We start from the raw sequence: 24,819 nt of genomic DNA on the forward strand, positions 1-24,819 counted from the left end.
CGGTTGACGCTTTGCATTCCCTGCGTTGGCGCATATGTGCTAAGGAATGACTTTACAGGAGAATAGACCGCCATGGGCCTAAGTATGACCAGCACCTTTATCAAGCCAATGCACCCCGAGGGGCGCAAGTTCGTGGCTATTTTTGCTGCCATTACTGTGGTGTTGTTCCTTGTGGCAGAGATCTTGGGATGGATTGGCGTCGGTGCCACCGTATGGTGCTATTATTTCTTTCGCGACCCCGAACGTGTGACACCCAAGGGTGACAACCTTGTAATCAGCCCGGCAGACGGCATCATATCGCTGATAGAACCCGCTGTTCCGCCTGCTGAACTGGGGATGGCGGACACGCCGTTGACGCGGGTCAGCGTCTTCATGAATGTGTTCAACTGCCACGTGAACCGGTCTCCGGTCGCGGGCGAGGTTACCGCGATCGCCTATCGGCCCGGCAAATTTTTCAACGCGTCCTTGGATAAAGCCAGCGAAGATAATGAACGCAACAGCCTGCGCATCCAGATGGCAGACGGTCGCGACATCGCGGTGGTGCAAATCGCTGGCCTGGTGGCGCGACGCATCGTTTGCTTTACCAAGCAAGGTGCGCATATCCAGGCGGGGCAGCGGTTCGGCTTGATCCGTTTCGGATCGCGGTTGGATGTGTATTTGCCGCAAGGCGTGGAGCCGCGCGTCAGCATCGGCCAAACCATGGTTGCCGGCGAAACCGTTCTGGCGGAGCTGTCATAAATGACCGATCAGTCGCCCGTTCCAACTGACAAAGGCAAGACCGAATTCTCACTGCTTCAGCTGTTGCCCAACATGCTGACCATCGCGGCGATTTGCGCGGGGATATCCGCGATCCGCTTTGCCGCCGAAGGTAAATTCTCGCTCGCCGTCATGCTGATCACGGTCGCGGCGATTCTGGATGGGATGGACGGGCGTACAGCGCGGTATTTGGGGAGCGACAGTAAAATCGGTGCCGAACTCGACAGCCTTGCCGATTTTGTGAATTTCGGGGTCGCGCCGCCGCTGGTCGTTTACTTTTGGGGGCTGCAGGATTTCTACCGGGCCGGCTGGCTAAGCGTGCTGGTCTTCGCGATTTGTTGTGTCATGCGGCTTGCCCGGTTCAACGTAGATTCGCGCACCAAGGATCCGCTGGATGATGGCGGCTATTTTACCGGTGTACCCTCGCCTGCGGGCGCGATGCTGGTCATGCTCCCGATTTATCTGCCGTATGCTTTCGGTCCCGGCGCGGCCATGCCCGATGCGTTGACAGCGTTGTACATCGTCCTGGTGGGGTGGGTCATGGTCAGTCGCATCCCGACCTGGTCGTTCAAGTCGGTCAGCTTTTCACGGGCGAACGTTACATATTTCCTGATCTTTTTTACGGGCTTCATAGCAAGCCTGGTCAGCTTCCCATGGGCGACGCTGGTTATCTGCTGCTTTGCTTATGCCGGCAGCGTCATCTGGGCCGTCATCGAACAAAAGATGATAAAACGCCGGACCTGAGGGGGCCGGACCTGAGGGGGTCAGTCCCGGCTATAGGTTGGGTGGAACATATTTCCCGGTGACAGGGTAAATATCTCGAACCCGGTCTCGGTGACGCCGATGGAGTGTTCGAATTGGGCGGACAGTGATTTGTCACGGGTGACGGCAGTCCAGTCATCGGCAAGCACCTTGGTTTCGGCGCGGCCCAGATTGACCATCGGTTCAATCGTGAAAAACATCCCCGGCTCCAGCACAGCTCCGGTGCCGGGGCGACCGTAGTGCAACACATTCGGCGGCGCGTGAAATACCCGCCCCAGCCCATGGCCGCAAAAATCGGTGACGACGCTCATTCGGTGAGCTTCGACAAAGCTTTGAATGGCGTGGCCGATATCGCCAAAGGTATTGCCCGGCTTCACCGTTTCGATCCCGCGCATCAGCGCATCGTGGGTGACTTCGATCAGCCTCTCGGACTTGCGCGACAGCTTGCCCGCCACATACATCCGCGATGTGTCACCGAACCAGCCGTCGACGATCACAGTGACATCGATGTTCAGGATGTCCCCATCCTTGAGCTTTTTGTCGCCGGGGATGCCGTGACAGACCACGTGATTAAGCGAAATGCAGCTGGCGTGCTGATATCCCTTATAGCCGATAGTGGCAGATTTTGCACCTGCGTCTTCGACCATTTGCGTGATTACACCGTCGATCGCGCCGGTAGTCTGGCCGACAAAGACATGTTCGGCGATGTCATCAAGGATTTGCGCCGCCAGCTTGCCAGCGGTGTGCATACCGGCGAAATCCGAGGGGTCGTAAATGCGAATGCCGTCTTTGGTCTGGCGTCCTCGGTGTTCGTTCATCACCGGTATCTCCAACAAATAATTTCCTAGTTACCTATCGCGACTTTCGGCCAAGTGCCAGTCAGGTCGGTCAATTAAGGCGAGGGGTTCGGCAAGTGCAACGCCTTTGGGGCTGATCCGGGTCCCGATGACCAAAGTTTCAAGCCCCGCGCCACCTGCACTGGCAAAGGCCGCCGCATAGGCCGGGTCAATGTCAGCGGCCACTGAGAATGCGGTGCAATCCGTGCGCTGCACCAGATAGAGCAGTATGGCACGGTGCCCACTGCGCGCCATTTGCGCCAGTTCGGCCAGATGTTTGGCACCGCGTGCGGTTACGCTATCGGGAAACTCGACCAGCCCTGCGGTGCGCGACAGGGTCGCTGATTTCACTTCGACGTAGGCATCCGGCAGGCCCTTCTCGGTCATCAGAAAGTCGATTCGCGAATTTTCACCGTACTTTACCTCGGGGCGCACGGTGCCATAGGCGGCAAGCGGACCGATTTTCCGATCGGCGAGTGCTGCCCTGACTGCGCGGTTCGGCAGGGCGGTGTCGACGCCGGTGAAATGTCCGTTCTCGTGGTCAACCAGCCGCCAGCCGTAGTTCAGCTTGCGTTTGGGATCATCGTTCGGCTCGAGCCATATTTTCATGCCGGGGTCGGCAAGCCCCATCATCGATCCGGGGTTGGCGCAATGGGCCGTCACCTCGGTGCCGTCCTCAAGCTGACAATCGGCCAGAAACCGTTTGTAGCGGCGGATCAGGCGGGCGGGGACAAGTTCGGTTTGAAAGCGCATGGGGTGTGACCTATACCTCAATCAACGGCCCCTCAAGGAGACAGCCATGCCCAACCCCACTGCTGCGATGATCGTCATCGGCGATGAAATCCTGTCGGGGCGTACCCGCGATTCAAACATGCACCATCTGGCGGGGCAGTTGACCCGTGTCGGGATCGACCTTAAGGAGGTGCGCGTGGTGGGGGATGAAAACGGCACCATCATCGCCGCCGTGCAACAATTGGCCAAGGTCTATGACAGCGTTTTCACAAGCGGCGGCATCGGGCCGACCCATGACGACATCACCGCTGATTGCATTGCTGCGGCCTTTAACAAGAATATCGACGTGCGCGAGGATGCCCGTGCCATTCTGGCCGAACATTACGCCAAAAGCGCGACAGAGCTGAACATCGCCCGTCTGCGCATGGCGCGTATCCCCGATGATGCCACGCTGATCGACAACCCCGTGTCCGCCGCGCCGGGGTTCAAACTCGAAAACGTCTATGTCATGGCCGGCGTCCCTGCCGTGTTCGAGGCGATGGTCGCCAGCGTCTTGCCAACCCTGACCGGTGGGGCCCCCCTGATCAGCGCCACCCATCGCATCGAACGGGGCGAAGGCGACATCGCCGGACCGTTGGGAGAGTTGGCGAACGCCTATCCCAACCTCTCTATCGGGTCCTACCCCTTCCAGAAAGACGGCAAATACGGCGCGCATATCGTGATCCGCGGCAATGATCAGGCCGAGGTTGACGCGGCGATGGCGAAGCTCGCGCAGGTGTTTCCTTGACTGATCTGGAGCGGCTTTATCAGGTCATCGACCACACATGGCCCGCCGCAAGACTCTGGACCGAAGGCGGTTGGACCTTGCGCGACGGCCAGGGCGGGGGCAAACGCGTGTCAGCCGCAACGATCGCAGGCCCCGATACCGACATCGCACAGGCCGAAACGTCGATGCGCGCGATGGGTCAGCGTCCGTTGTTCATGATCCGCAGCGGGGATGACCCCCTGGACGCCGAACTTGCGGCGCGGGGCTATGCTATTGTCGATCCGGTCAACCTGTATGTCGCCCCTGTGGCACAGCTGACCGACGTGCCGATCCCTCGGGTCACGGCCTTTGACATCTGGGAACCGCTGGCGATCATGCTGGAAATCTGGGCCAAAGGCGGCATCGGCCCCGAACGTATCAAGGTCATGCACCGCGCCAAAACCAAGACGGCGATCCTGACCCGCTGGAACGAAATGCCCGGCGGTGTCGCATTCGCCGCGATCCATGATGGGGTCTGCATGGTGCATGCTGTCGAAGTTCTTGAGCACCAGCGCCAGCAGGGCGTCGCGAAATGGTTGATGCGTCGCGCGGCATTCTGGGCTGAACGGCAGGGCGCCGATCGCTTGGCGGTTCTTTGCACCAAGGCGAATGTCGGTGCCAACCGCCTGTACCAAAGTCTGGGCTTTGCCCATGTAGGTGACTATCATTATCGTCAGTCTGCTGATTAAGGAGTTGCCCTATGGCACATGACGCCCCCACCGCCCTGAACCTGCCCATGGTCGACCCTTTGCCCGAGGCAACCCAGAAATATTTTGATGTATGTCAGCAAAAGCTGGGCATGGTTCCGAATGTGCTGCGGGCCTATGCCTTTGATATCGATAAGCTGAACGCGTTTACCGCAATGTACAATGACTTGATGCTAGGCGATTCAAACCTGTCCAAGCTCGAGCGCGAGATGATTGCGGTCGTCGTGTCGTCCGTGAACAAATGCTACTATTGCCTGACTGCGCACGGTGCGGCTGTCCGAGAACTGTCGGGCAACCCAATTCTGGGCGAACAGATGGTGATGAACTGGCGCGTCGCTGATCTGGATGCGCGTCAGGCAGCGATGCTGGCGTTTGCGGAAAACCTTACGGTGGCCAGTGCCAAAACCTCGGAAGCCGACCGTCAGGCACTACGGGACGTCGGGTTTTCGGATCGCGATATCTTTGACATCGCGTCGGTGGCCGGGTTCTTCAACATGACAAATCGCGTCGCCAGCGCTACGGACATGCGCCCAAATGACGCCTATCACGCCCAATCCAGATGATCTGGCGCACTGTCCTGTTCTGGCTGCTGATGGCGAACATGGGCGGCGCTGTCGAACTGTCTTTGCCGCCTTCGGCGCGGCTGACCGCAGAAAGAGACACCGCCCCAGACATCTATGCCGCACCGGTCACTGTCTTTAAGGATAACGAGATCCGGACGCTTCGGATTGAGGGGGACGTCAGGCGATCCGCCTGGAAAATTGAGATCGCCGGGACCACTCCTTTGCAAATTATGCGCCCGATCCGCAGCCAGCTTGAGGCAGAGGGATACACCATCATTCTGGACTGTGATGCGTACAGTTGCGGCGGCTTTGACTTTCGCTTCGCGATAGAGACTTTGCCCGCCCCGAACATGTACGTCGATATCCGCAGCTATCAGTTTGTCACCGCTATCAAGGGCACGACGAACGCGCCGGAAAATGTCGTGACCGTTCTGACCAGCACCGAGACTTCTTCAGCTTATGTACAGATCATCCAAGCCGACGTGCCCATGAGCGACCGAGCCCCGTCTGCCACCCCCCACGTCGAAGTCACAGCGGAGGCGACTGACGCGAACGGCTTTGCCCAAGGGTTACTGGATCGGGGTCACGTGGTGTTGTCCGCGCTTGAATTCGATAGTGGCACGTCTTCGTTGGGTGATAAAACCTTTGCCGCACTTGAAAATCTTGCGTCCTTTCTGAAGGCAAGGCCCGAGTTCCAGGTCGTTTTGGTTGGCCATACCGACAGCGTTGGCCTGCTGGAACCCAATATCGCACTATCGCGAAGCCGCGCGGAATCGGTGCGCCAGCGTCTCGTCCAGCAGTACGGGGTGCCAAACGACCGGCTTGATGCCCATGGAATGGGCTATCTTGCACCCATCGCGACAAACCTGACCGCCCAAGGCCGCGAAGCCAACCGGCGGGTCGAAGCAGTCCTGTTACCGCGCAACAATTGATCCCAAAAAATCCCCCGCTACCTCTATGGGTAGCGGGGGTGATCGAAAGTTCGGATCAAGTTCACCGAGGGGGTGTCGGGTTGGGAAAAATCACCAGTCCGTAGGACCTTTGTCGGCAAAAGTGTGAGCCAGGAAATCAATGAAGGCGCGGACCTTGGGCTGGGTGAATCGGCCGGGCGGATAAACTGCGTAAATCCCTTGGGTTTCCAACGGCAGATCCGGAATGGCGTCTTCGACCAGCCCCTTTTCCATCGCATCAGCATACAGAAAACTGGGAAGGTACGCGATGCCAAGCCCTGATATCGCGGCGTTCAGCAAAGACTGCCCGTCATTGACCGAAAGCCATCCGGCTGTGCGCACCTGACGCTTTTCACCTGAAGGGGAGGTCAGCTTCCACATATTGCCGCTGGACTGGTTCGAATAGTGCAGCAGTTTGTGGTTGTTCAGATCGTCAATTTTTTCGGGCCGGCCATATCTTTCAAAATAACCAGGTGAGGCGATCATCCGTTTGGTGGTTTCCGTCAACTTGCGTGCCCGCAGCGTGCTGTCTTCCAGCTCTCCGATGCGCACAGCCATATCGAACCCTTCACTGATAAGTTCGACATAGCGGTTATTCAAAACCATGTTGACGGTGATATCCGGAAAATCGCAAAGAAATTCGGACAATGCCGGGGACAGATGATTTACGCCGAAATCCGTCGCGACCGAAATCCGTAGCAAGCCAGAGGGTGCCGACTGCATCGACGTCACCAAAGCATCGGCTTCGCCTGCGTCGTTCAGCACACGGCGGGCGCGGTCATAGTATGCAAGGCCGATCTCGGTCGGGCTGACCCTGCGTGTGGTCCGGTTCAAAAGCCGCGCACCCAAGCGCGCCTCGAGAGAGGACACATGCTTGGAAACCGCAGACTTTGATATTCCCATCTTTTTCGCGGCGTCCGTAAAGCCACCCTGATCCACAACCGTGGCGAATGCTTCCATTTCTGTCAGGCGGTCCATTGCCGTCCCCTTTTCAATCATCTGTTTCGAAGAACGGTATGTCGGCCAAATCAGGCAGGATCACGGCAGTGGTAAGACAGTAGGAAGGTATTAGTGCGGATCGTTCGCGGCAGCGAAACACCGAAACAATGGAGCATTTAATGGGGGTTTAGAAATTTGTTGACGGATGGACACTCTGGTCTTGGCTTTGGCCCTTTGGCCGCTACCTTAATAATCAATAGTGCCAGCTTAATAATCAATCGTACCAGAAACCGATTTATCCAATCTCATATTCAAGGAGCCAACCCATTATGATTACACGCATTATTGCCGCAGTTGGACTGTCTACGCTGTTTGCTTCGGGGGCCGCAGCCGAAATAACAGTATCATCCAAGATTGATACCGAAGGCGGGCTGTTGGGCAACATCATCGCGCTTGCGCTTGAAGACGCCGGCCTTCCTGTTGAGCGTCGTTTGCAATTGGGCGGCACACAGGTGGTCCGCGAGGCCCTGCTTTCCAAGCAGATTGATATCTATCCTGAATACACCGGCAACGCCGCCTTCTTCTTCAACGAAGCCGATAGCGATGTCTGGAAGGACGCCAAGGCAGCCCATGCAAGAGCCGCCGAACTGGATAGCAAACAGAACGACGTTACGTGGCTCGATTCTGCGCCCGCAAACAACACTTGGGCGATCGCGGTCACTGGGCCGGTTGCAGAGAAAAACAACCTGACGACCATGTCGGATTTCGGCGCTTGGGTGTCTGGCGGCGGCGATATAAAGCTTGCGGCTTCGACAGAATTTGTTTCATCCCCGGCCGTATTGCCCGCCATGCAGTCTACCTATGGTTTCACGCTGACACCGGATCAAACCGTGATCCTGTCCGGCGGGGACACCGCAGCCACGATTCAGGCCGCGGCACGTGGCACTTCAGGGGTCAATGCCGCGATGGTGTATGGTACTGATGGCGGTGTCGGGGCCACGGGCCTGGTGGTGATGGAGGACGATAAAGGCGTGCAACCGGTCTATGAACCGACCCCGATCGTGCGTGCCGAGGTGCTGAAGGAATATCCTTCCATACCCGATGTGCTGAACCCGATTTTCGGTGGATTGGACATGGCAACGTTGCAGAAGCTTAACGGCCGTATCCAGGTCGGCGGTGAACCGGCCGAAGCTGTGGCGCGAGACTATCTTACCCAGGCCGGGGTGCTGGACTGATTGCCCGCGCCGGGTCCATCCAGCGAAACGAACGGGGGTCCGGGGTAGCGTTGTCTGCGCCGGGCGTCCTGTTTGCGGGTCTTGGTTTGTTAAGCTTAACGGTGCCGTTCATGACATTGGCCGCCAACCGGATTGTTGCTGGCCAAGGTGTGATGGCTTGGAATGTCGCAGACCCCGTGGCGACATGGCCCGGCGTTGCGGCGGTCTTGCTGGGTCTTGCGTTTGGTCTGCCGGCACGGTTCGCGCGGCTTCGTCTGTGTGGCGCGGTGTTGGGGCTGGTTGGAGTTCTGTGGGTATTGATGCAGGGGGCACCGGCGCTGCTTGATCAAGCCGGAGAATACGCCAGAGTGTCACCGGCCATGGGCTTTTGGTTCTTGTTCGCGATATTTTCGCTGCTGTTGGTAGATGCATTGTTGGCGATGGCACCCGGCCCGTTGGCACGCGGCGGATTGCTTGCCGTGGTTGTCGGCGCGATGGGTGCGGTCTTGTGGTCCGGTCTGTTATCCGACCTGTCCATCCTCAGGGAATATTCCGCCCGGAGCGACGCCTTTTATCGGGAATTTCTGCGCCATCTGGGGTTGGCTTTCGGATCTCTTGGTGCGGCGGCGGTGATAGGATTTCCCGTCGGTATCTTGTCGCACCGTCGCGCCGGATTGCGTGCCGCTATTCTGCCGATACTCAGCTTTTTGCAGACGGTTCCGTCGCTTGCCATGTTCGGTCTGATGATCCCGCTTTTGGGTTGGGTGGGCCACACGGTCCCGGGCGCACAAGCGATCGGGATTGCGGGTATTGGGTTTGCGCCCGCATTTCTGGCCTTGGTGCTGTATTCATTGCTTCCTGTGGTGGGCAACACCGTTGCCGGGTTGGCATCAGCACCCCCAGCCGCAGTCGAAGCCGCCCGCGGCATGGGCATGACGCAGCAACAGCGTCTTTTGCGGGTAGAGCTGCCATTGGGCTTGCCGATCATCCTGACAGGACTGCGTATCGTGTTGGTGCAAAACATCGGCCTAGCGGTCATTGCCGGGCTGATCGGCGGTGGTGGTTTTGGCACGTTCGTGTTTCAGGGACTGAACCAAACTGCGACCGACCTGATTTTGTTGGGGGCGCTGCCCACCGTTATTCTGGCGCTCGCCTCTGCGATCGTGATGGATATCCTGGTCGAACTCACGCGGCCGACAGCGAAGGAAACTGCATGATCGAAATTGATCGCATCACCAAAATCTATGCAGACACCAAGGCTGTCGACAGCGTTTCGATGACCGTCGAGACCGGAACGATCACCGTAATTGTCGGCACGTCAGGGTCTGGCAAGACGACGTTGTTACGCATGATCAACCGGCTGGAAGAACCGACCTCTGGCGAAGTACGCATCAACGGGGTACCGACGATGTCGGTCAAGCCGCATATACTGCGGCGGCGGATCGGTTATGCCATTCAGGGTCACGGGCTGTTTCCTCACCATACGGTGGCCCGAAATATCGGGGCGGTCCCTCAGCTGTTGAAGTGGTCGCGCGCCGAAATCAACGCGCGGGTGGATGAATTGCTTGCGCTGTTTTCAATGGAACCCAAGCAGTTTCGCAACCGTTATCCGGCGGAATTGTCCGGGGGGCAACAGCAACGTGTCGGCGTGGCACGGGCTTTGGCGTCCCGGCCCGACCTGTTGCTGATGGACGAACCGTTTGGCGCGCTCGACCCCATCATCCGGAACCGCGCCCAAGAAGATCTGCGCCGTATACAGCAAAAGCTCGGGTCGACGATCATGCTGGTAACCCATGATATGGAGGAAGCGATCCTCTTGGGAGACCGCGTGGCTGTTATGGACGGGGGCAAGCTTGTCCAGCATGGCACACCAGCCGAGATCATTACCAGACCGGCGACGGCATTCGTCGCGAATATGGTGGGCGATGTGGAGCGTCCCTTGCGGTTGCTGTCGCTAATTCCGCTTGGTGAAGTTGTCGAACCCGGCGCGGCAAACGGTGATGCCCTGTCAACGAAGGCCAGTCTTCGCGACGCGCTGTCGGCGTGCCTGTGGACTGGTCGCGAAGCTGTACCGGTGGAGAACGACGGCGTCGTCGTAGGACGTGTAACCCTTGATACCATCCGCGCACGTGCGGAGTTGCACGCATGAGCATCGGAATGATTCTACGCCCGCTCCTGTCAGCGTTGCTGCTGCTGCTCGTGCTGTGGCCCGAACTATTCATACCGGTATTTGCGCCGCTGGCACCGAATGGCGGGCCGGTAATCTATGCCCGTGCTACGTTGTTGTCGTTGTCGCTTAGCCATCTTGGCCTTGTTTTCGTGGCCTCCTTGGCGGCCACCGTGGTTGCGGTGACGCTGGCCATTTTTGTGACTCGTCCGGTGGGGGCATCGTTCCGGCCACTGTCACGGACGGTCGCCAATATGGGGCAGACATTTCCCCCCGTTGCCGTGTTGGCGTTGGCGGTTCCTGTTTTGGGGTTCGGGCCGGGGCCGACCCTTGTGGCGCTTTTCCTGTACGGTTTGTTGCCGATATTCGAAAATGCAATGACTGCCCTATCGAACCTGCCCGCTGCAACGATGGAAGCCGCGCGAGGTCTTGGGCTGACCAGATGGCAGCGCCTGATACGCGTGGAATTGCCGCTTGCGTTGCCTGTGACACTGACGGGCATCAGGTTGTCCGTGGTCATTGCCCTGGGTACCGCCACGATCGGGTCAACGGTAGCGGCCCGCACGCTAGGCGAAGTGATCATCGCCGGCCTTTTGACCAACAACACGGCTTTTGTCCTGCAAGGCGGGCTTATTGTCGGGCTTTTTGCGGTATTGATATATGACGCTCTGGTGCAGCTTGAACGATATCTGGCGCGCCGCACAGGAACGGCCAATACACCAAAGTCGACGCCATGACCCACGGCCAAACGCAGATATACGCCCATTGCGGTGCCCCAATCGCCAATCACCATCTGCATTTATGTCGGCAAGCCGTGGCGCATTTCACCATCTCGAAACCATCGTCCGGACCAATGCATTGAACAACGTTCGGCAACCCATTTCCGAAACATAACAGGAGGAGACCCATCATGACCCTGAATGAAACCCAGTCAAAGCTTTGCGACGAGAATTCCACTGACTTTTCGGATCTTAAGGCGGTTATTTTCAACACCAGCCTGAAGAAGGAAGAAGAAAAGTCCCATACGAAGCTGCTGCTGTCCGTGGCGGGGGACATCATGTCGCGTAACAAGGTCGAAGTCGAATACATCCACGTGGCGGCACAACAGATTGCGATCGGCGTTTACCCCGACATGACTGAACACGGGTGGGACCGCGATGAATGGCCAGCGTTATGGAAAAAGGTCGCGGCCGCCGATATTCTGATCATCGGTACGCCGATTTGGCTAGGAGAGGTAAGTTCGCTGTGCCGGGTTCTGATAGAACGCTTGTACGCGATGTCGGGTATGTTGAATGAAAAGGGCCAAAGCATCTTTTACGGCAAGACTGGTGGCGCGGTGGTGACCGGGAACGAAGACGGTATCAAAAACTGCGCCAGCAGTATTCTTTATGGGATGAGCCATTTGGGGTATACGATACCGCCACAGGCTGACTGTGGTTGGATCGGCGAAGCCGGCCCGGGCCCATCTTATGGTGATGACGTCGAAGGGGGGCCAGCCGGGTTCGACAATGAATTCACCCAACGCAACGCGACCATCATGACGTGGAACTTGATGCACATGGCCCGGATGTTAAAAGATGCCGGAGGTCTGCCGAACCATGGCAACGACCGCAACGCTTGGAAGGCCGGCTGCCGTTTCGATTACGAAAACCCAGAACACCGGGCCTAGGCGCCGCCGCTACATGCTAGGGCGACAAGGCCCTTTGGTCCTTAGGGTCTTGTCATCACCCCCGGGGAGCGCCACGACGGTATCGTACGATGATCCCGTATGCTATTTGAGCACTATGGCTTGGCCATGGGGCGTTTCGATTGCAGCTTGTTGCCACCGGGATTTGACCTCGGCAAGATCAGGTATCGTCGTGAGCGCCTTGTCGGCAACGATTTTTTCGAGCGCCGACAGCCAGTGTTCATAATAGCTGCGGACTGTTCCCGAGTGGATTTCCTGCGATAGGGTATCTGCCCATTCCTGCCATTCAAAAACGCCGTTTTGGTGTAGGTTCACCGTCATGGCAAACGCCTGAGCCTCCCATGGCTCGTTAAATACCGGTTCGTCCCCTTGAAGCTTGATGCCGGGTAGCTTGGATGCGTCTGTTGGGTTCATTGCAAGGCTTTCAAATAGGGTTCCCACAGATCAAGAGAAACGGTGTCGGCCGCGTTCCCCTGCTCTCCCCATAGGTCCCGGGATGTAAAGGTAACTTGATAAAGCCAATGTGGGTCTTCGCCCAGACCCGACGCGTTACTGTCGGGGAACACGTGAAACCCGTGAACCTTGGTTATTTCACCGGCCTTGTCGCGCGCATAGCGCGGAAGCCGGGTATGGGTGCGGGGGTGGTTGTTTATCGTCTTGATACGGTCGCCAACTTGCCAGACCGGATGCCCTTGGGCCGGGCGATCAGCGGGCCCGCCTGCGGATAACACGGTTTCGACGTCCGATGCTTTCAGCTTGGGTTTCACGGCGGCGGGCGCATCAATCACGTTCCCGGTTTCGATTTCGGTTTCGGAAATCATCGAACGTTGTTTCATCATCCGGACAGCCGCATCTATCCAGATCTTGTAATAGGGGGTCAGCATATAGTCGGCGGGATGCATATTTTCGCGAGTATACCTGGACGTGTCGATATTCCACTGTCCGCAGGCCCCCAATGCAATGGTCATACCGAACGCACGTTTTTCCCAGTCTGCATGAAACAACGGTTCGTCTTTTTCGATTGCAATAGGCCCCAGGCCCATCATGCCACCCAGATCAGCCCCGCCATTCATGGCCGGTCACCCGGTGCTGATGCCAACGCTGTGCCGATCATTGAATCGCGGGTGACAAGACGGCTCAATTCGCTTTCTGTCCAGCCTTCGGTCCCTGCCGGTCTTTGCGGGATGACAAGATATCTGACCTCGGACGTCGAATCGTGAACCTCTATTCGTGTCGTCGGCGGCAGGACCAATCCGAATTCTTCCAGGACACCGCGCGGATCAAAGACCGCGCGCGAACGGTACGGCGGCGACTTATACCAAGCGGGTGGGAGCCCCAGCACCGACCACGGATAGCAAGAACACAGGGTGCAAACGATCAGGTGGTGCTGCGTATCAGAGTTGAAAACAGCCTCTATGTGTTCGCCTTGGCGTGATGTGTAGCCAAGCGAATGGATCGCTGCCGTCGAATCGCTTTCGATCCATTCGCGAAATTCAGGGTCGCACCAGGATTTGGCTACGACATGCGCACCGTTCTGGGGCCCGATTTTGGTTGTATAGGTCTGGACGATTTCATCGACTGCATCGCTATCTATATAGCCCTTGGCCGAGAGTACCGTTTCAAGCGCCCGTACCCGGGCATCTATGTCGGTGAGATGCGAGTGGTCATGATGATGGGAATGACCGTGATCATGACTGGAAGAATTTTTCTCAAGGCTCATAAGCGCCCCCTCTTTTGTCTCTGTTCAGTATAGGGCCGAATTCAATTATATTCGATCATATTCATTCAGCGACATGAAGTCCTACTGTATTTCTGGTGTCCCCCATCAAGCCAGGCATTGATCCGTTCGATGATGCAAAACTACTGGACCTGAAATTCAGCGTTCTATGTTATTTTGCTAATAAGTCACCTTTGCCGGGGCGAGGGCGGCGCGTGATTGTAGATGCGGGAACCGAACATGCCGAATACGCCACATTATCCTGTCAGGGCAGCCTTTATATATCCCCAGATTTCTCGGGGGGTGGGGCACCAGAGATCATTTATAAAACGCCAGCCATACTTTGCATAGGGGAGCCGCAATGTGGACTGATCTGATAAATGAATTTTCGGCCGGATCGGGTTTGCCCGTCACCGTTGTGGTAACGAGAACCCTGGCAACGGTGGTCTTTTGTGGCCTGATCGGGCTGGAACGTGAAAGATCCCGAAGACCGGCGGGCCTTAGGACCCATATGCTGATTGGCCTTGCCGCCTGCATCTATAGTCTGTTGACGCTGGCATTGCTGTCGCGTGCGTCTGATTTCGGTGACACCGTGCGTATGGACCCTCTGCGTATCATCGAGGCTGTCACAAGTGGCGTTGCTTTCCTTGCGGCGGGGTTGATTGTATTTTCTCAGGGCAAGGTCAGAGGGCTGACAACGGGTGCCAGTATGTGGGTCGCAGCGGCAGTCGGCGTCGCAAGCGGTTTGGGCGAATGGGTCATCGCCGGAATGACAACGGTTCTGACGCTGATAATAATCGCACTGGTGCGCAAGCTCGAGAAGAGCGCCGGAACCTATCATGGAAATGGATGAATCCTATGTGGGACTGGCTTGCGCAAAACTCTTCGCTGGTTCAGGCGAGCGTGGGCGGCATTACCGCCTTGGTCTGGATCGTCTATCTGCAAATACTTGTGATAGGATTTCAGCGTCAACGCAGAACCGAAATCTTAATTCACCTTGGGGGAAGCCAGGGCCTGGATGCGCGAACGTTCATCAGCAATTTGGGCTTCGAGCCGATCTACATCCTCGAGATAATTTTGACCATCTGGTCATCGGATGGTGAGAGGGAAACTTTCATTGCAGACCGCACAGAGATTGCCAAAGAGGACCTTTCATCACCCAGTGCCACCACGTTTCAGGGGCCTCTGAAAAGCGGCAAACTGGTTGATATCGGCAGCATTGAAGATCTGTTGCAACGTGCCCGCCAAAATACAGCCGAGGAAATCCAACTCGAGGAAATCTCGCGGGTGGAGCTAAAGGTGGCGGCTATATCGGCTGCAAGTACCGCGATCGTCGCGGCGAAGCGGCAATTCTATCTGGAGTTTGAAAACGACGAATGTCGGATCCGCCCTAAAACGCTTTATGCCACGCAGATCCGTTCCTGGTGGGGCAGACAACACACCAAGCGCCAGTTGCAGGCGCATCTAAAACACTGACGGACCCCTGTTCCAGTCATAAACGCTGTCACGAAGGCTTGGCTTGCCCGCACATCAGTCGACGGCTTTGCCCAGTTTGTCAGCTTTGGAAGCACCGCGTTCGCCCATTGGTTCGTCCGGTCCGACCGTCGTGTCGTGCGTCGTCTGGGCTTCCATCTCGGCGTTGAGTTCCGCCCCAAGAAGGACGATGAACGCTGATATCCACAGCCACATCAGCAGAATGATAACGCCGGCCATGCTCCCGAAAGACGCATTGTAGTTACCGAAATTCGTGACGTAGATCGAGAACCCGATCGAGGCCACGATCCAGATAACGCATGCTGCTATGGCACCGGGTGTCAGCCATTCCCATTCGGCATCGTCTCTGGATGGGCCAAAGCGATATAGAACACCCAGCCCGAAAACGGTCATCAACGCCAGCAGCACCCAAACGGAAAATGTCATCACTGTTTCCATCCACCCGGGCAATGTGACGATGCTCAGCACTGCCGGTATGGCCAAGGCCGCCAAAAGGCCGACCAAGACACCGAAAATCAGGAAAAGCGTGAGGCCAAGGGTCCAAAGTGTTTTCTTGATGAACCCGCGTTTTTCCTCTTCGTTATACGCGACGTTTAACCCTTCGATCAGGCTGCCCATACCTTTAGACGCGGAATATATCGCCAACAAAAGGCCTAATATAAACGCGAAGCCAAGTCCGGTTTGCTGGGACCCGGCAACCGCAACCGCTTGGTCCAGAATAATCTGCGCAGCATCCTTGGGGATAAGCTGAGTAAGAGACTGAAGCTGGTTAGCCACCTGCACAGGATTCAGGATCAATCCGCCTAGCGCCATCAGTGCGGTGATTGCCGGAAAGATTGCCAACAATGCATAAAACGCGACCCCGGCTGCGATAAGACCTACATGATCTGAGCCAAGTGATGATTTCACACGCAAAATTATGTCCTTCCATCCTTTTTTCGGAATCTCGGTGGGACTGTCTGCGTGTCTTCCTCGTGCCATGGCGGTGGCCTCCTCAGTAGATAAGTCAGCCCGCGCACAACGCGCAGGCTGATAGTCTTCGTATCAGCAGATGCTCACGATTTCTTGGTATCGCCTACATTCTGCTTTTTGGCTTCTGCCTCGGCGGCGTCGGCTATGCGCTTGCCTGACGATTTCGCCTTGTCCATGACAGCTTGCGCTGCCGTGTCCGCAGGTGCCGCGTCGTCGGCATTTTGCTTGGCCTCACGAGCAATCTTGGCGGCTTCGTCCTTGGCGGCTTGTGCCACTTTGCCAAGCTTGGCCTTTTCCTCGTCAAAGATACGCTCAGCTTCGTGCATCAGATAGTCGCTGTGCTCACCCAGATATTCGTCTTCCATCCGACTGCGGGGCAGGGCTGCACCCAAAGCTGCACCAAGAGCCACTGCAAGAGCACCGGCAATCAGAGGCTGCTCTTCAAAGATATCGACCGCCCGATCACGACCTTGACGGCTGTAGGACGCAGCGGCCCGACGCGCCTCTACGGCTCTTTCGCGCGCCGCGACCACACGGTTGCGTGCTTCTTCGGTCAGGTGTTCCGTACCTTCGGACAGACGCGCACGCCACGCCGCAGCACGTTCGGATGCGTCATTGGCCATGCCACGGGCACCCTCAGCAATGGATTTCCCGGTCTGAGAAACCGAGCTAGCCGCGCCTTTTGCCGTTCCGGCCACAGCAGACCCTGCATTGCGGGCGGTATCGGCTGTCGCTGAAGCGGCCCCCGATATGCTGCTACCTGCGCCAGACGCAGCACCGCGCAGCTTGCTTCCCATGCCTTCGTGGTCATCGTCATGGTCAACCCGCGCCCATGAAGGAGTGTTTTGATAGTCGTTGTTGCGGCCGGAATAATAGGGCTTGTTCGGGTTGCCAGGCTGTGGGCCAAGCGAACGCGCCCGGTGCGACGTCGGGTTCGAGGCATCGTAGCCTCTGGACGAAGACATGCGACCGTCGTAATCCATATCCATCCGGTCATCATCATGCTGGTGGCCGTAATCGACATGCCGAACCCGGCGAACCGAAGTATGATGGCGCTGGCCACCTGTCCTGTCGCCCATCATCAACCAGGCCAGACCAACGCCTGTCAGCGCCAGTGCAACCGGGTTGCGCTTGACCGCGTCAGAAACCGACCGGCCGATGTCGCCGCCGTGTTCACGGAACTGGTCGGTGAACTGACGGGCAAGCGTTTCTACCGAAAATCTGTCTTGCAGATCATCAAGTGTGTTGGACAAACCGGCGCGCTCACGTTCGATCTCGCGTTCGATTTCTTCGGGGCTACGTGTATCACTTGTCATCATAAACCTCCTTAACGGCTTGCGCATCGCGCTTTACATTTTTTGCAGTACGGGTTGGGGCAAGGCTGCTGAGTTTTAGATCGTTCGTGCCTTTGCTCACCATGATATAGGCGACGATTGCCAGCGTGATGCCTACGATAAGCGCCGACCAACCTGCGGGAATACCCGCTTCGGTAAGGGCTGCGACAAGTGCGGCAGTCAGAACATTCAGCGCGGTCAATGCCACCACGACGGCCCCTGCGATCATACCAATCGCGATACCGGCACTTTTCAGATTGTCGTTGATTTCAGCACGAGCAAGGTCGACTTCGCTACGCACAAGAGAGCTGACGTGAGTGAGAGCGTCGCTCAGCAGGCTCCCAGTCGTTTTATTCGGATCGGTGGTCATAGGTTGTTCCTTTCACGGTTTGGGGCGATCGCCGGAGATTGAACGCCGCCCGCTTGATTGGCGGTGCTGGAAGGGATGCCGGGGGCAGGTCTCGCCATCCGGTCATCGTTACGGTCACCGTAGTCAGCCCGCGATGAACCAGTGCGAGAGGCCTTGGCGAACCGGGTGGCAGCAAAGCCGATCAAAGCCGCGCTTCCCAAGAACACCAGAGGATTGCGCTTTGCAAAGTCGGAAACGGCAGTGACCATCTCGCCCAGATCTTTGTCGCGCAGCGAGTCGGACGCGTCTGCCAAGCCGTCGGCGATTTGGCTGAACGTGCGTTCCTGAGGGGAGCCGCGGCGCATTTCGTCTGCGGCGGTGCGCAGAGCGGATGACACGTTCTTGACTTCGTCAGCCGCGGCATCCTTGGCTTGACCCGCATAGTTGCCGGCTTCGGTTGCGACGGTGTCGGCGACGTCTTTTGCGTGGGCTTTCACCTGCTCGGATGCCGACCCTGCGGCTTCCTTGGCTTTCTCTGTCATGGAAGTGTCGGTGCCGGTGCTATCTTTGTTGATGTTAGTCATGGTAAATTCCTTGCGTTAAAAGATCAGATTGATAACCGCGAGTACGACCACGATTAGGCCGATAAGATAGAAGATGCCGTACATTGAAATTCTCCTCGTCTTTTCAAGTTTTCGTTATTGATTGAATAACGCGGCTGGCAAACGTTCGTTCCAGACGAATTGGACGAACAGGAGGTATAAATTTCACCTCATGGTTGGATTGCGGCACGGGGCGGGTCGGGAAAGCCCCTGTCCATCCCTCAATAAACGCGTGGTATCTGTTATCTGTCGTCGCCTCGGCATGGCCTAAGCGACATCCAAGGTGATCGAACGGTGCGATGCAATGTCGCAGCCGTGCAGGCGCGATGTTGGCAAGGGATCGAATACCCCGATTTCAGGAAAAAGCGGGTACAACGAGCACGTGAAACGGCAGTGACAGACTGCGCGAGGCAGGTCGCTAACCGGTACCGCGGCAACCTTGACGCCACCGGTGCATTCACGATGATACCCTGCCGATCAGACGGACTGGGCGTTGAACAGGCACCGCTGGTCAACCGGCCCGCGGGGTACGCTCTTTGTGCAGTGGGGGCACCTTGGGGCAGAGCAAGGTGCCACAGCCGACCGAGTATCATAAGCAAGGTCCGAAGGATCTACCTACGAAAACAGGTTTGGCCTAGGAGAGGCTGATTTAGTACGATGTCAGGCTCGAACGAGTTTCACATGGTAGCTGCGCGGAGCGGTCTCGACTATTTCGACGGTGTCACCGGGCCGCGCAGCATTCCTTTCGAAGAAGGTCCGTACCCAAGACCGATCGCGGAAAATCTTTTTCGAGCCATCAATGTCGGTAGCAATCGAAGCCACGCCACCCCAATGGATCGTCAAGGTAGATGGCGCAGCACTGGCCTTGTTGCTACCGCCGATGACCTCTGGTGGGAAGGCGCTGATAAACTCGCGCAGATAAAAATGGTTGTTGTCAAGGTTGCCCTGGGTGAGCACGCTGCGCCCCACTACGATCTCGGTTGATACTGGACGCATAAATACGGTTTCGTTCTCCTGAGAACGGCGTTCACGTCGAGGATGATCGTCCGGCACAGGAGAACTTGGAACGATGTGTTCTTCAACGTCAATGACCTCAAACACATCTCCGACGCCCTTTGCACCGTTCTCGGCCAGTAGCACAACTTCTGCAGCGGCACGCGCGTCCTCGCCCGCGTCATGATGCTCGAAGTGCAAACCGAGGTGCTGTTTCAAGGAGGCAAGACCGTGCCCGCCGTTGCCTTTCAATTCTGGCCAAGCGGCTCGTGCGACGGTGATACTGTTCTGCCATTTCCAGTTGGGCTCTGCTCGACCAACCGCAGCACAGGCTGCGCGGATAGCGCTGCGATCGAAGCCAGAATGTTGATAAACCGGAACGCCTTCCAACCGCTTTTCCAGCAGGGCAAGCACTTCTTCGATACCTGCCGCTCCCTTGACCATGTCGGCAGTGATGCCGTGAAGCCAACTGAATACCCAGCGGTCGGTTCCGGGATCGACCAAGGCAACCCAGCTCTCGATCTGATTATCGGGGCGAACGCAGGCAAGTCCCACCTGGCAGATGCTCCCGCGATCGTGGTTGGCGGTCTCGACGTCCAGTGCAAAGAAGCGGAACGGGCCCTCCGGGAGCATCGGAAGCGGGCCTGAGAAAGGCTCAGGGATGACGGGTGCGGCGGCCTGGTCGCCGCCGCGGAACCGTTCGAGCTGTCGGCACAGTGCCGCACGTTCGACAGGGCTAAGCCGCAACTCCTCGATCAGTGCATCTACAAGTGTGGTTGGTTCCTCGTAGGGCTCCATTCCGCGCCGGTTCCAAGCGATCATTTCGGCGGGTGCAAGGGCGATGACCTGCGCCTCAAGACCGGAGATATCTGCATGATCCGGAAGTGGCACCCACACTGCACCACAGTGTTGTGCGATAAATGCGTTGCGCAGTTTCTTTGCGATATCACCGTCTGATTTCGTCGCAGGATCATTGCGGCGGCACCAGAGCCGTCCGGTGTTGTACATGTACGAGAAGTAATGGCTGGTGTTCTCGGAACCAGTGCGGTGGCGCCGATGGATGCGCTTGTAGAAAGTCTCGGCTCGCGAAGAGGTCGAGCCGATATAGCGGAAGGTGCCCGTGTGGTCGAAGAGGCCATAGATGCCTCGCGCATCACGTGGAGCTTTGGAGGTCGGTTGCGGCGTCGCAGTTCGGAGCAGGGCCAGGATTTCGGTTGCAGTGGGGATGCTCATGTCTTGCTTCACTTCTTTTCGATACGTTGCCAGGCAACACCGCTGACGATGCCCCAGATGCCATTGTCGTTTGGACGCCGCCACCGCGGGACCGCCATTACGTTCAACCGTGACAGAGCAACGGCGAAATCTTCGTGGTTCTCTTCTGCTCCCTTTGCTCCAATGCGATAGCTGCTGTTACGCTGAAGGTCAGGTGTAAACGTGGACCCATCCCGTGTAACAGGTACGAAGATCATCTTATCTGGGACGACTTCGGCCGTCTTACCGGCCTCCTGAAAATCAGGTTCCTCTTCCTGCCAGACGGAAGCCAGATAACCCTTCTTCTTCTGCAACCAAAAGGCTGTGCTCAGCGCCTTGATCCCGCCATCGGGGCCGTGTTCAAGGGGGCCATCTGTCTCTAAAAGCAAGTTGCGCACACGGCCCTCGGAAACACGGCCAAGCACTGCCAGCAAGCGCAGATCAACCTCTCCCTCGCCAGAGTCGATCGCCAGCCGCGAGCATGCCAGATCGGCGATCCGCAAGAGAGCATTGTCGCCATCATTAAGATGCGCAACGTCGCTACGGGCCGCAAAAGCCTTGATCTCAGCTACGAGAGCCCGCACCGGCGCGGGCACGAAGCCGACTTCGAAATGCAGGCGACAGTGCTTGCCACCTCTCTGAAACCCATGGAGGTCAATGCCATACCGCATACGCATGCGCCGGCAGTCTCTCATTTGCTTGATGGTCATGTAGTTATTTCGTGCTTAACGATTTAACAAAAACACCTATAAGCGCGCTGTCATCATCCGCTAGTGTCTAAATTTTATTATGTGTAAAATAACTATTCACGTTAATTAGTCCTCGCTGGGGAGCGTCAAGGGACGCCCGTAAAGACAGGCAGTGGGTAAATGAGCCATGTTTTTCCGTCATTTACGCCGCCACCACTTGTATTCAGGAGTCTGAAGCCGATCGGCCATCGAGCAAGGGCTGCCTCAATGAACTGAGAGACCGTAATCATACATGCCAAGACCGGTAAGTGCGGTAATTGTAGATGTAACAGCGCTATTCTTGGGGTCACCGGGCAACATTTCGCTTGAAATGGAGAGTTTCAATGGTTCAAAATATCGATGAGCTCTCCGGGACTATCTTACTGTAGTGAAATGGACGGGCTGCGCGCAGTCGCCGTGCTGCCCGTGATCCTTTTTCACGCAGGGTTGCAATGGGTACCGGGCGGATATGTCGGCGTGGATATATTCTTCGTCATATCCGGTTTTCTAATTACTGGTATTCTGATGCGAGAGCTTGAAGCTGACCAGTTTTCCATCCTTAATTTCTATGAACGCCGAGCAAGGCGTATCTTGCCAGCGCTGTTTTTCGTGATGACCGTGACGGCGATACTTGCTGCGATTTTCATGCTGCCTTACGAGTTGCGGGATTTTGCGCGATCCATGATTGCCGTAATTACCTTTGTCTCGAATTTCTTTTTCTGGTCCGAAGCCGACTATTTCGCGACAGCAGCCGAACGGCTTCCACTATTGCATACCTGGAGCCTTTCCGTGGAAGAACAGTTCTATATCCTGTTCCCAGTGGTGCTGTGGTTGTTCTGGAAGTACTGGCGGGGCGGACTTGTTTCGGCAATGGTCGTTGTGTCGCTGGCATCTTTGGCACTAGCGGAGTTCGTGGTCCACCGGTCACCGGCCACAGCATTCTACTTACTACCCACAAGAGGGTGGGAGTTGCTGTCCGGTTCGCTCGCCGCGGTTTATCTATTGAAGCGTGGGGCGTGTGGGCGTGTTGCTGGGGAGGTTATCGGTGGCGTAGGCCTGTTGGCTATCCTCTTTTCAATCTTGTTTTTCGATGAGGGCACGCCTTTCCCATCTATCTGGGCGCTGGTTCCTGTACTGGGAACGGTTGGCATTCTGGTTGGCGCTTCGGGACAGACTTTTGTGGGTCGGATCCTGTCTTTACGGCCAGCGGTATTTATCGGACTAATCAGCTATTCGGCATATCTTTGGCATCAACCGCTATTCGCGTTTGCCCGCGTTATAGCAGACGAGGCGGACCCTTCGGATCAGTTGATGATCGGTTTGGCAGTATTGTCTCTCGTTTTGGCATGGGTCAGCTGGCGTTTTGTGGAGGAGCCGTTTCGGCGGAAAAACCTGTTCAGTGCCGGGCAGATTTTTCTTCATTCGTCCTTTGGGGCTGCCGCCCTCGGAGGCTTGGCAGCTATCTTTCTTTTGTCGCAAGGGCTTGAACGACGGTTTCCCGAGAATCAGCGGTCTTGGCTTGTGAAAAGCAGAGAGGAATATGCGGTCTACGTGAGAGGCGGACACGGCAAAGTCGTAAACAAGCCTCTTTCCCACAGTCAGCCAAACCTTTTGCTCGTCGGGGACAGCTTCAGCCAGGACTTTTACAACATGATGTTGGAAAATGAGGCCTTCACAGATCATTCTATCAGCGCTATCCGCATCTCGGCTAGCTGCCAATTGAATTTCGGATTTTCCTGGAATGAAAAACGTTCTTTGATTCCAGAAGACAAGAGAGCAAGCTGTTCAAGGCAAAGTTTGACAGAGAAAGACCTGAAGAAAATCCGAAGCGCCGATGTTGTGATCTTTGCATTCAGTTGGCGAGAGTGGAGTGCCAGGCGCATGCCAGCCGTCCTGGCAAATCTTAACCTCAACCCCGACCAAAAGGTTTTTGTGATTGGCAGCAAAAGAATGTTGTCAAGACGGGGGACGATGCAACTGGACGATCCGACGGGCACGTTGGTCGAACCACCCGCCAAGGATATCGAGATGTCTCGGCTTTTGAGAGAGACGTTGCCAAAAGGTGTGTTTGTCGACACGCTGGCGCTTTTATGCCCTAACGGGTGCCCGTTATTCACCGCAGATGGCGCGCTGATTTCTCATGACGGTTCTCACCTGACACGCGCGGGCGCGCGCCATATCGGCGGTGTTTTGTTCGCTACGCCTCCGCTGGCGGCGTACCGACAATAAAAAATCGAAACACCCTCCGTATTAAATCCTGTATTAACGGATCTGTGCGCTTCCTGTAATTGGGCGTTGTGCGGCAACGGTACGCTTCTTGCGCCTCATTCTCGGCCGTAACAATATTCGGAACGCAGACGAAGGCGCTCACCAATTCGGCAATGACCGCTACCAACGTTTCCGGCCCGAATGATTACTTTTTTACATCAATGAGGCAAAAAAAAATGATGACAACACATCAGCGCCATTATTTTGCCCGAATGCTCCAATACCAAGTTGAGGTTGTCAGTGCTCGTCAGCGGAATGCCTAAGGTGTGACATTATTGTTGCTCAGCTAACAGACTTCTATCTTTGGTTGATTTTTAAAATTTAAGACGCAAAATACTAACACAATATTTGGAGTAAACTTATGGTAGCCGGGTATATATTGATAGGAACCTTCGCCGGACTGTTAACCTCTCTTGGCGCACTTTTGTCAGGGTTTTCATTCCTGGTAGCTCTCGGTCTTTATTGTCTAGTAAGCGCGACCTTGGCAATCTTGCTCCCTGTGGTTCAGGTGGCGGTACAGGCTGTGGTTTCTCTGAAAAATGACCGAAACATCATGCATCATGTGCATGGAAAGGGTAATGCCGGCTCGATCAAACTGGTTTTGTCACAAATATTCTCCTGATTAGAGATGTAGATATAACTTGGCGTATTTGTCCTACAAACGCTACACGGCATGTGTATAGAGAGATCTTTGTTGGTCGAATTTGCGGTTGTAAATCTTTAACTCCGACCAGCTTTGCTGCTGTTGGATAGAAGCCTGCAAGTCGAGCCGTGTTACGAGATCCGCATGTTGAAACGGTGATCTTGTCCAATAATATTGTTGAGATATTTGGATCGGATAATTTCGTCCGTTGTTCTTGCATTCGGAATTTCAAGAACAACGGTCCATCTTATAAGCTTGCCAAAGCTGGATTGGCTTGTTTGGATGGTAATCCGATCTGACACACCATGGATGCCCCTGCTGCGTATACGTTGTTTGTGAGTGCAGCGCAC

26 protein-coding genes are annotated in these 24,819 nt (G+C 56.3%); 14 read left to right on the plus strand and 12 right to left on the minus strand.

Translation table 11 applies throughout. From position 1 onward, the window contains the following. The first annotated feature begins 72 nt into the window (after positions 1 to 72). Positions 73 to 738, plus strand: coding sequence for a phosphatidylserine decarboxylase (locus tag AC13DE_RS14890; protein ID WP_446297997.1), 666 nt, complete (start codon positions 73 to 75; stop codon positions 736 to 738). Next, complete coding sequence (gene pssA / locus AC13DE_RS14895) at positions 739 to 1,500, plus strand: CDP-diacylglycerol--serine O-phosphatidyltransferase (RefSeq protein ID WP_446297996.1); 762 nt, start codon at positions 739 to 741, stop codon at positions 1,498 to 1,500. 20 nt (positions 1,501 to 1,520) lie between these two features. Here pssA and map read toward each other — a convergent pair whose 3' ends face one another. Both map and sfsA read right to left on the minus strand, forming a co-directional pair. Further along, positions 1,521 to 2,336 carry a type I methionyl aminopeptidase gene (gene map, locus AC13DE_RS14900; RefSeq protein WP_483048268.1) on the minus strand — a complete coding sequence of 272 codons (816 nt, stop codon included), beginning with the start codon at positions 2,334 to 2,336 and terminating at the stop codon, positions 1,521 to 1,523. Between the two features lie 30 nt (positions 2,337 to 2,366). Beyond that, complete coding sequence (gene sfsA / locus AC13DE_RS14905) at positions 2,367 to 3,107, minus strand: DNA/RNA nuclease SfsA (RefSeq protein ID WP_446297994.1); 741 nt, start codon at positions 3,105 to 3,107, stop codon at positions 2,367 to 2,369. A gap of 46 nt (positions 3,108 to 3,153) precedes the next feature. On the opposite strand from sfsA, the gene AC13DE_RS14910 reads away from it, so the two are divergent. From AC13DE_RS14910 to AC13DE_RS14925, 4 genes are read left to right on the plus strand one after another with little or no spacing between them, the layout of a single operon-like run. Then, on the plus strand, positions 3,154 to 3,873 hold the full coding sequence (locus tag AC13DE_RS14910; protein ID WP_446313217.1) for a competence/damage-inducible protein A: 720 nt from the start codon (positions 3,154 to 3,156) through the stop codon (positions 3,871 to 3,873). Next, entirely contained in the window at positions 3,870 to 4,580 is a 711-nt protein-coding gene (locus AC13DE_RS14915) for a GNAT family N-acetyltransferase (protein ID WP_483048269.1), read from the plus strand. The genes AC13DE_RS14910 and AC13DE_RS14915 overlap by 4 nt, the downstream gene beginning before the upstream one ends. 11 nt (positions 4,581 to 4,591) lie before the next feature. Beyond that, entirely contained in the window at positions 4,592 to 5,161 is a 570-nt protein-coding gene (locus AC13DE_RS14920) for a peroxidase-related enzyme (protein ID WP_483048270.1), read from the plus strand. Beyond that, on the plus strand, positions 5,158 to 6,093 hold the full coding sequence (locus AC13DE_RS14925; RefSeq protein ID WP_483048271.1) for an OmpA family protein: 936 nt from the start codon (positions 5,158 to 5,160) through the stop codon (positions 6,091 to 6,093). Before AC13DE_RS14920 ends, AC13DE_RS14925 begins: the two co-directional genes overlap by 4 nt. A 90-nt stretch (positions 6,094 to 6,183) precedes the next feature. Here the strand turns inward: AC13DE_RS14925 and AC13DE_RS14930 are convergent, their stop codons facing one another. Continuing rightward, positions 6,184 to 7,089 (minus strand): LysR family transcriptional regulator, encoded by a 906-nt coding sequence (locus AC13DE_RS14930; RefSeq protein ID WP_446296663.1) that lies wholly within the window; start codon positions 7,087 to 7,089, stop codon positions 6,184 to 6,186. Positions 7,090 to 7,379: 290 nt separating this feature from the next. On the opposite strand from AC13DE_RS14930, the gene osmF reads away from it, so the two are divergent. The 5 genes from osmF to AC13DE_RS14955 all read left to right on the plus strand — a co-directional run bounded on the left by osmF (position 7,380) and on the right by AC13DE_RS14955 (position 12,100). Continuing rightward, a complete protein-coding gene (gene osmF, locus AC13DE_RS14935) occupies positions 7,380 to 8,285 on the plus strand; it encodes a glycine betaine ABC transporter substrate-binding protein OsmF (RefSeq protein WP_483048272.1) in 906 nt (301 codons plus the stop codon). 110 nt (positions 8,286 to 8,395) lie between these two features. Next, positions 8,396 to 9,481 (plus strand): ABC transporter permease, encoded by a 1,086-nt coding sequence (locus AC13DE_RS14940; protein ID WP_483048273.1) that lies wholly within the window; start codon positions 8,396 to 8,398, stop codon positions 9,479 to 9,481. Further along, complete coding sequence (locus tag AC13DE_RS14945; RefSeq protein WP_483048274.1) at positions 9,478 to 10,413, plus strand: ABC transporter ATP-binding protein; 936 nt, start codon at positions 9,478 to 9,480, stop codon at positions 10,411 to 10,413. Before AC13DE_RS14940 ends, AC13DE_RS14945 begins: the two co-directional genes overlap by 4 nt. After that, positions 10,410 to 11,168 (plus strand): ABC transporter permease, encoded by a 759-nt coding sequence (locus tag AC13DE_RS14950; protein ID WP_483048275.1) that lies wholly within the window; start codon positions 10,410 to 10,412, stop codon positions 11,166 to 11,168. The genes AC13DE_RS14945 and AC13DE_RS14950 overlap by 4 nt, the downstream gene beginning before the upstream one ends. Positions 11,169 to 11,341: 173 nt before the next feature. Further along, positions 11,342 to 12,100, plus strand: a complete 759-nt coding sequence (locus AC13DE_RS14955; RefSeq protein ID WP_446296668.1) for a flavodoxin family protein — start codon at positions 11,342 to 11,344, stop codon at positions 12,098 to 12,100. Between the two features lie 102 nt (positions 12,101 to 12,202). Here the strand turns inward: AC13DE_RS14955 and AC13DE_RS14960 are convergent, their stop codons facing one another. The 3 genes from AC13DE_RS14960 to nthA are packed head-to-tail and all read right to left on the minus strand — an operon-like array spanning position 12,203 to position 13,838. Beyond that, positions 12,203 to 12,532 (minus strand): nitrile hydratase accessory protein, encoded by a 330-nt coding sequence (locus AC13DE_RS14960; RefSeq protein ID WP_446313210.1) that lies wholly within the window; start codon positions 12,530 to 12,532, stop codon positions 12,203 to 12,205. Next, positions 12,529 to 13,191 (minus strand): nitrile hydratase subunit beta, encoded by a 663-nt coding sequence (nthB, locus tag AC13DE_RS14965; RefSeq protein ID WP_483048276.1) that lies wholly within the window; start codon positions 13,189 to 13,191, stop codon positions 12,529 to 12,531. Before nthB ends, AC13DE_RS14960 begins: the two co-directional genes overlap by 4 nt. Beyond that, positions 13,188 to 13,838: a nitrile hydratase subunit alpha gene (gene nthA / locus AC13DE_RS14970; RefSeq protein WP_446296671.1), complete on the minus strand. Its 651-nt coding sequence runs from the start codon at positions 13,836 to 13,838 to the stop codon at positions 13,188 to 13,190. The genes nthB and nthA overlap by 4 nt, the downstream gene beginning before the upstream one ends. 358 nt (positions 13,839 to 14,196) lie before the next feature. On the opposite strand from nthA, the gene AC13DE_RS14975 reads away from it, so the two are divergent. After that, positions 14,197 to 14,688 (plus strand): MgtC/SapB family protein, encoded by a 492-nt coding sequence (locus AC13DE_RS14975; RefSeq protein WP_446296672.1) that lies wholly within the window; start codon positions 14,197 to 14,199, stop codon positions 14,686 to 14,688. 5 nt (positions 14,689 to 14,693) lie between these two features. Next, on the plus strand, positions 14,694 to 15,311 hold the full coding sequence (locus AC13DE_RS14980; protein WP_483048277.1) for a hypothetical protein: 618 nt from the start codon (positions 14,694 to 14,696) through the stop codon (positions 15,309 to 15,311). A 54-nt stretch (positions 15,312 to 15,365) separates the two neighbouring features. On the opposite strand, the gene AC13DE_RS14985 is transcribed toward AC13DE_RS14980, so the two are convergent. The 6 genes from AC13DE_RS14985 to AC13DE_RS15010 form a co-directional block, all read right to left on the minus strand. Beyond that, entirely contained in the window at positions 15,366 to 16,310 is a 945-nt protein-coding gene (locus AC13DE_RS14985; protein WP_446296674.1) for a YihY/virulence factor BrkB family protein, read from the minus strand. Between the two features lie 74 nt (positions 16,311 to 16,384). Beyond that, positions 16,385 to 17,617, minus strand: coding sequence for a DUF3618 domain-containing protein (locus AC13DE_RS14990; RefSeq protein WP_483048278.1), 1,233 nt, complete (start codon positions 17,615 to 17,617; stop codon positions 16,385 to 16,387). After that, positions 17,607 to 18,005, minus strand: a complete 399-nt coding sequence (locus AC13DE_RS14995; protein ID WP_446296676.1) for a phage holin family protein — start codon at positions 18,003 to 18,005, stop codon at positions 17,607 to 17,609. The genes AC13DE_RS14990 and AC13DE_RS14995 overlap by 11 nt, the downstream gene beginning before the upstream one ends. Beyond that, positions 18,002 to 18,568, minus strand: coding sequence for a hypothetical protein (locus AC13DE_RS15000; protein WP_446296677.1), 567 nt, complete (start codon positions 18,566 to 18,568; stop codon positions 18,002 to 18,004). The genes AC13DE_RS14995 and AC13DE_RS15000 overlap by 4 nt, the downstream gene beginning before the upstream one ends. A 678-nt stretch (positions 18,569 to 19,246) precedes the next feature. Next, positions 19,247 to 20,812 (minus strand): exonuclease domain-containing protein, encoded by a 1,566-nt coding sequence (locus AC13DE_RS15005; RefSeq protein WP_483048279.1) that lies wholly within the window; start codon positions 20,810 to 20,812, stop codon positions 19,247 to 19,249. Between the two features lie 8 nt (positions 20,813 to 20,820). Then, on the minus strand, positions 20,821 to 21,540 hold the full coding sequence (locus AC13DE_RS15010; RefSeq protein WP_483048280.1) for a hypothetical protein: 720 nt from the start codon (positions 21,538 to 21,540) through the stop codon (positions 20,821 to 20,823). Between the two features lie 378 nt (positions 21,541 to 21,918). Here AC13DE_RS15010 and AC13DE_RS15015 point away from each other — a divergent pair, with 378 nt between their 5' ends. Then, the gene (locus AC13DE_RS15015; protein ID WP_483048281.1) at positions 21,919 to 23,787 is read left to right on the plus strand and encodes an acyltransferase family protein; all 1,869 of its coding nucleotides are present in this window, start codon (positions 21,919 to 21,921) and stop codon (positions 23,785 to 23,787) included. Positions 23,788 to 24,819: the final 1,032 nt, after the last annotated feature.

The organism is Sulfitobacter sp. L-8 (assembly GCF_056859255.1).

Excerpts from the sequence above, each read along its gene's own strand:
- AC13DE_RS15005 (WP_483048279.1), bottom strand. The coding sequence starts at position 20,812 with ATGAGCATCCCCACTGCAACCGAAATCCTGGCCCTGCTCCGAACTGCG.
- AC13DE_RS15015 (WP_483048281.1), top strand. The coding sequence starts at position 21,919 with ATGAGCTCTCCGGGACTATCTTACTGTAGTGAAATGGACGGGCTGCGC.
- AC13DE_RS14945 (WP_483048274.1), top strand. The coding sequence starts at position 9,478 with ATGATCGAAATTGATCGCATCACCAAAATCTATGCAGACACCAAGGCT.
- AC13DE_RS14995 (WP_446296676.1), bottom strand. The coding sequence starts at position 18,005 with ATGACCACCGATCCGAATAAAACGACTGGGAGCCTGCTGAGCGACGCT.
- AC13DE_RS14985 (WP_446296674.1), bottom strand. The coding sequence starts at position 16,310 with ATGGCACGAGGAAGACACGCAGACAGTCCCACCGAGATTCCGAAAAAA.
- nthB (WP_483048276.1), bottom strand. The coding sequence starts at position 13,191 with ATGAATGGCGGGGCTGATCTGGGTGGCATGATGGGCCTGGGGCCTATT.
- pssA (WP_446297996.1), top strand. The coding sequence starts at position 739 with ATGACCGATCAGTCGCCCGTTCCAACTGACAAAGGCAAGACCGAATTC.
- AC13DE_RS14920 (WP_483048270.1), top strand. The coding sequence starts at position 4,592 with ATGGCACATGACGCCCCCACCGCCCTGAACCTGCCCATGGTCGACCCT.
- AC13DE_RS14990 (WP_483048278.1), bottom strand. The coding sequence starts at position 17,617 with ATGACAAGTGATACACGTAGCCCCGAAGAAATCGAACGCGAGATCGAA.
- AC13DE_RS14975 (WP_446296672.1), top strand. The coding sequence starts at position 14,197 with ATGTGGACTGATCTGATAAATGAATTTTCGGCCGGATCGGGTTTGCCC.
- AC13DE_RS14950 (WP_483048275.1), top strand. The coding sequence starts at position 10,410 with ATGAGCATCGGAATGATTCTACGCCCGCTCCTGTCAGCGTTGCTGCTG.
- nthA (WP_446296671.1), bottom strand. The coding sequence starts at position 13,838 with ATGAGCCTTGAGAAAAATTCTTCCAGTCATGATCACGGTCATTCCCAT.
- AC13DE_RS14955 (WP_446296668.1), top strand. The coding sequence starts at position 11,342 with ATGACCCTGAATGAAACCCAGTCAAAGCTTTGCGACGAGAATTCCACT.
- osmF (WP_483048272.1), top strand. The coding sequence starts at position 7,380 with ATGATTACACGCATTATTGCCGCAGTTGGACTGTCTACGCTGTTTGCT.
- map (WP_483048268.1), bottom strand. The coding sequence starts at position 2,336 with ATGAACGAACACCGAGGACGCCAGACCAAAGACGGCATTCGCATTTAC.
- AC13DE_RS14890 (WP_446297997.1), top strand. The coding sequence starts at position 73 with ATGGGCCTAAGTATGACCAGCACCTTTATCAAGCCAATGCACCCCGAG.
- AC13DE_RS14960 (WP_446313210.1), bottom strand. The coding sequence starts at position 12,532 with ATGAACCCAACAGACGCATCCAAGCTACCCGGCATCAAGCTTCAAGGG.
- AC13DE_RS15000 (WP_446296677.1), bottom strand. The coding sequence starts at position 18,568 with ATGACTAACATCAACAAAGATAGCACCGGCACCGACACTTCCATGACA.
- sfsA (WP_446297994.1), bottom strand. The coding sequence starts at position 3,107 with ATGCGCTTTCAAACCGAACTTGTCCCCGCCCGCCTGATCCGCCGCTAC.
- AC13DE_RS14940 (WP_483048273.1), top strand. The coding sequence starts at position 8,396 with ATGACATTGGCCGCCAACCGGATTGTTGCTGGCCAAGGTGTGATGGCT.
- AC13DE_RS15010 (WP_483048280.1), bottom strand. The coding sequence starts at position 21,540 with ATGACCATCAAGCAAATGAGAGACTGCCGGCGCATGCGTATGCGGTAT.
- AC13DE_RS14980 (WP_483048277.1), top strand. The coding sequence starts at position 14,694 with ATGTGGGACTGGCTTGCGCAAAACTCTTCGCTGGTTCAGGCGAGCGTG.
- AC13DE_RS14930 (WP_446296663.1), bottom strand. The coding sequence starts at position 7,089 with ATGGACCGCCTGACAGAAATGGAAGCATTCGCCACGGTTGTGGATCAG.
- AC13DE_RS14910 (WP_446313217.1), top strand. The coding sequence starts at position 3,154 with ATGCCCAACCCCACTGCTGCGATGATCGTCATCGGCGATGAAATCCTG.
- AC13DE_RS14925 (WP_483048271.1), top strand. The coding sequence starts at position 5,158 with ATGATCTGGCGCACTGTCCTGTTCTGGCTGCTGATGGCGAACATGGGC.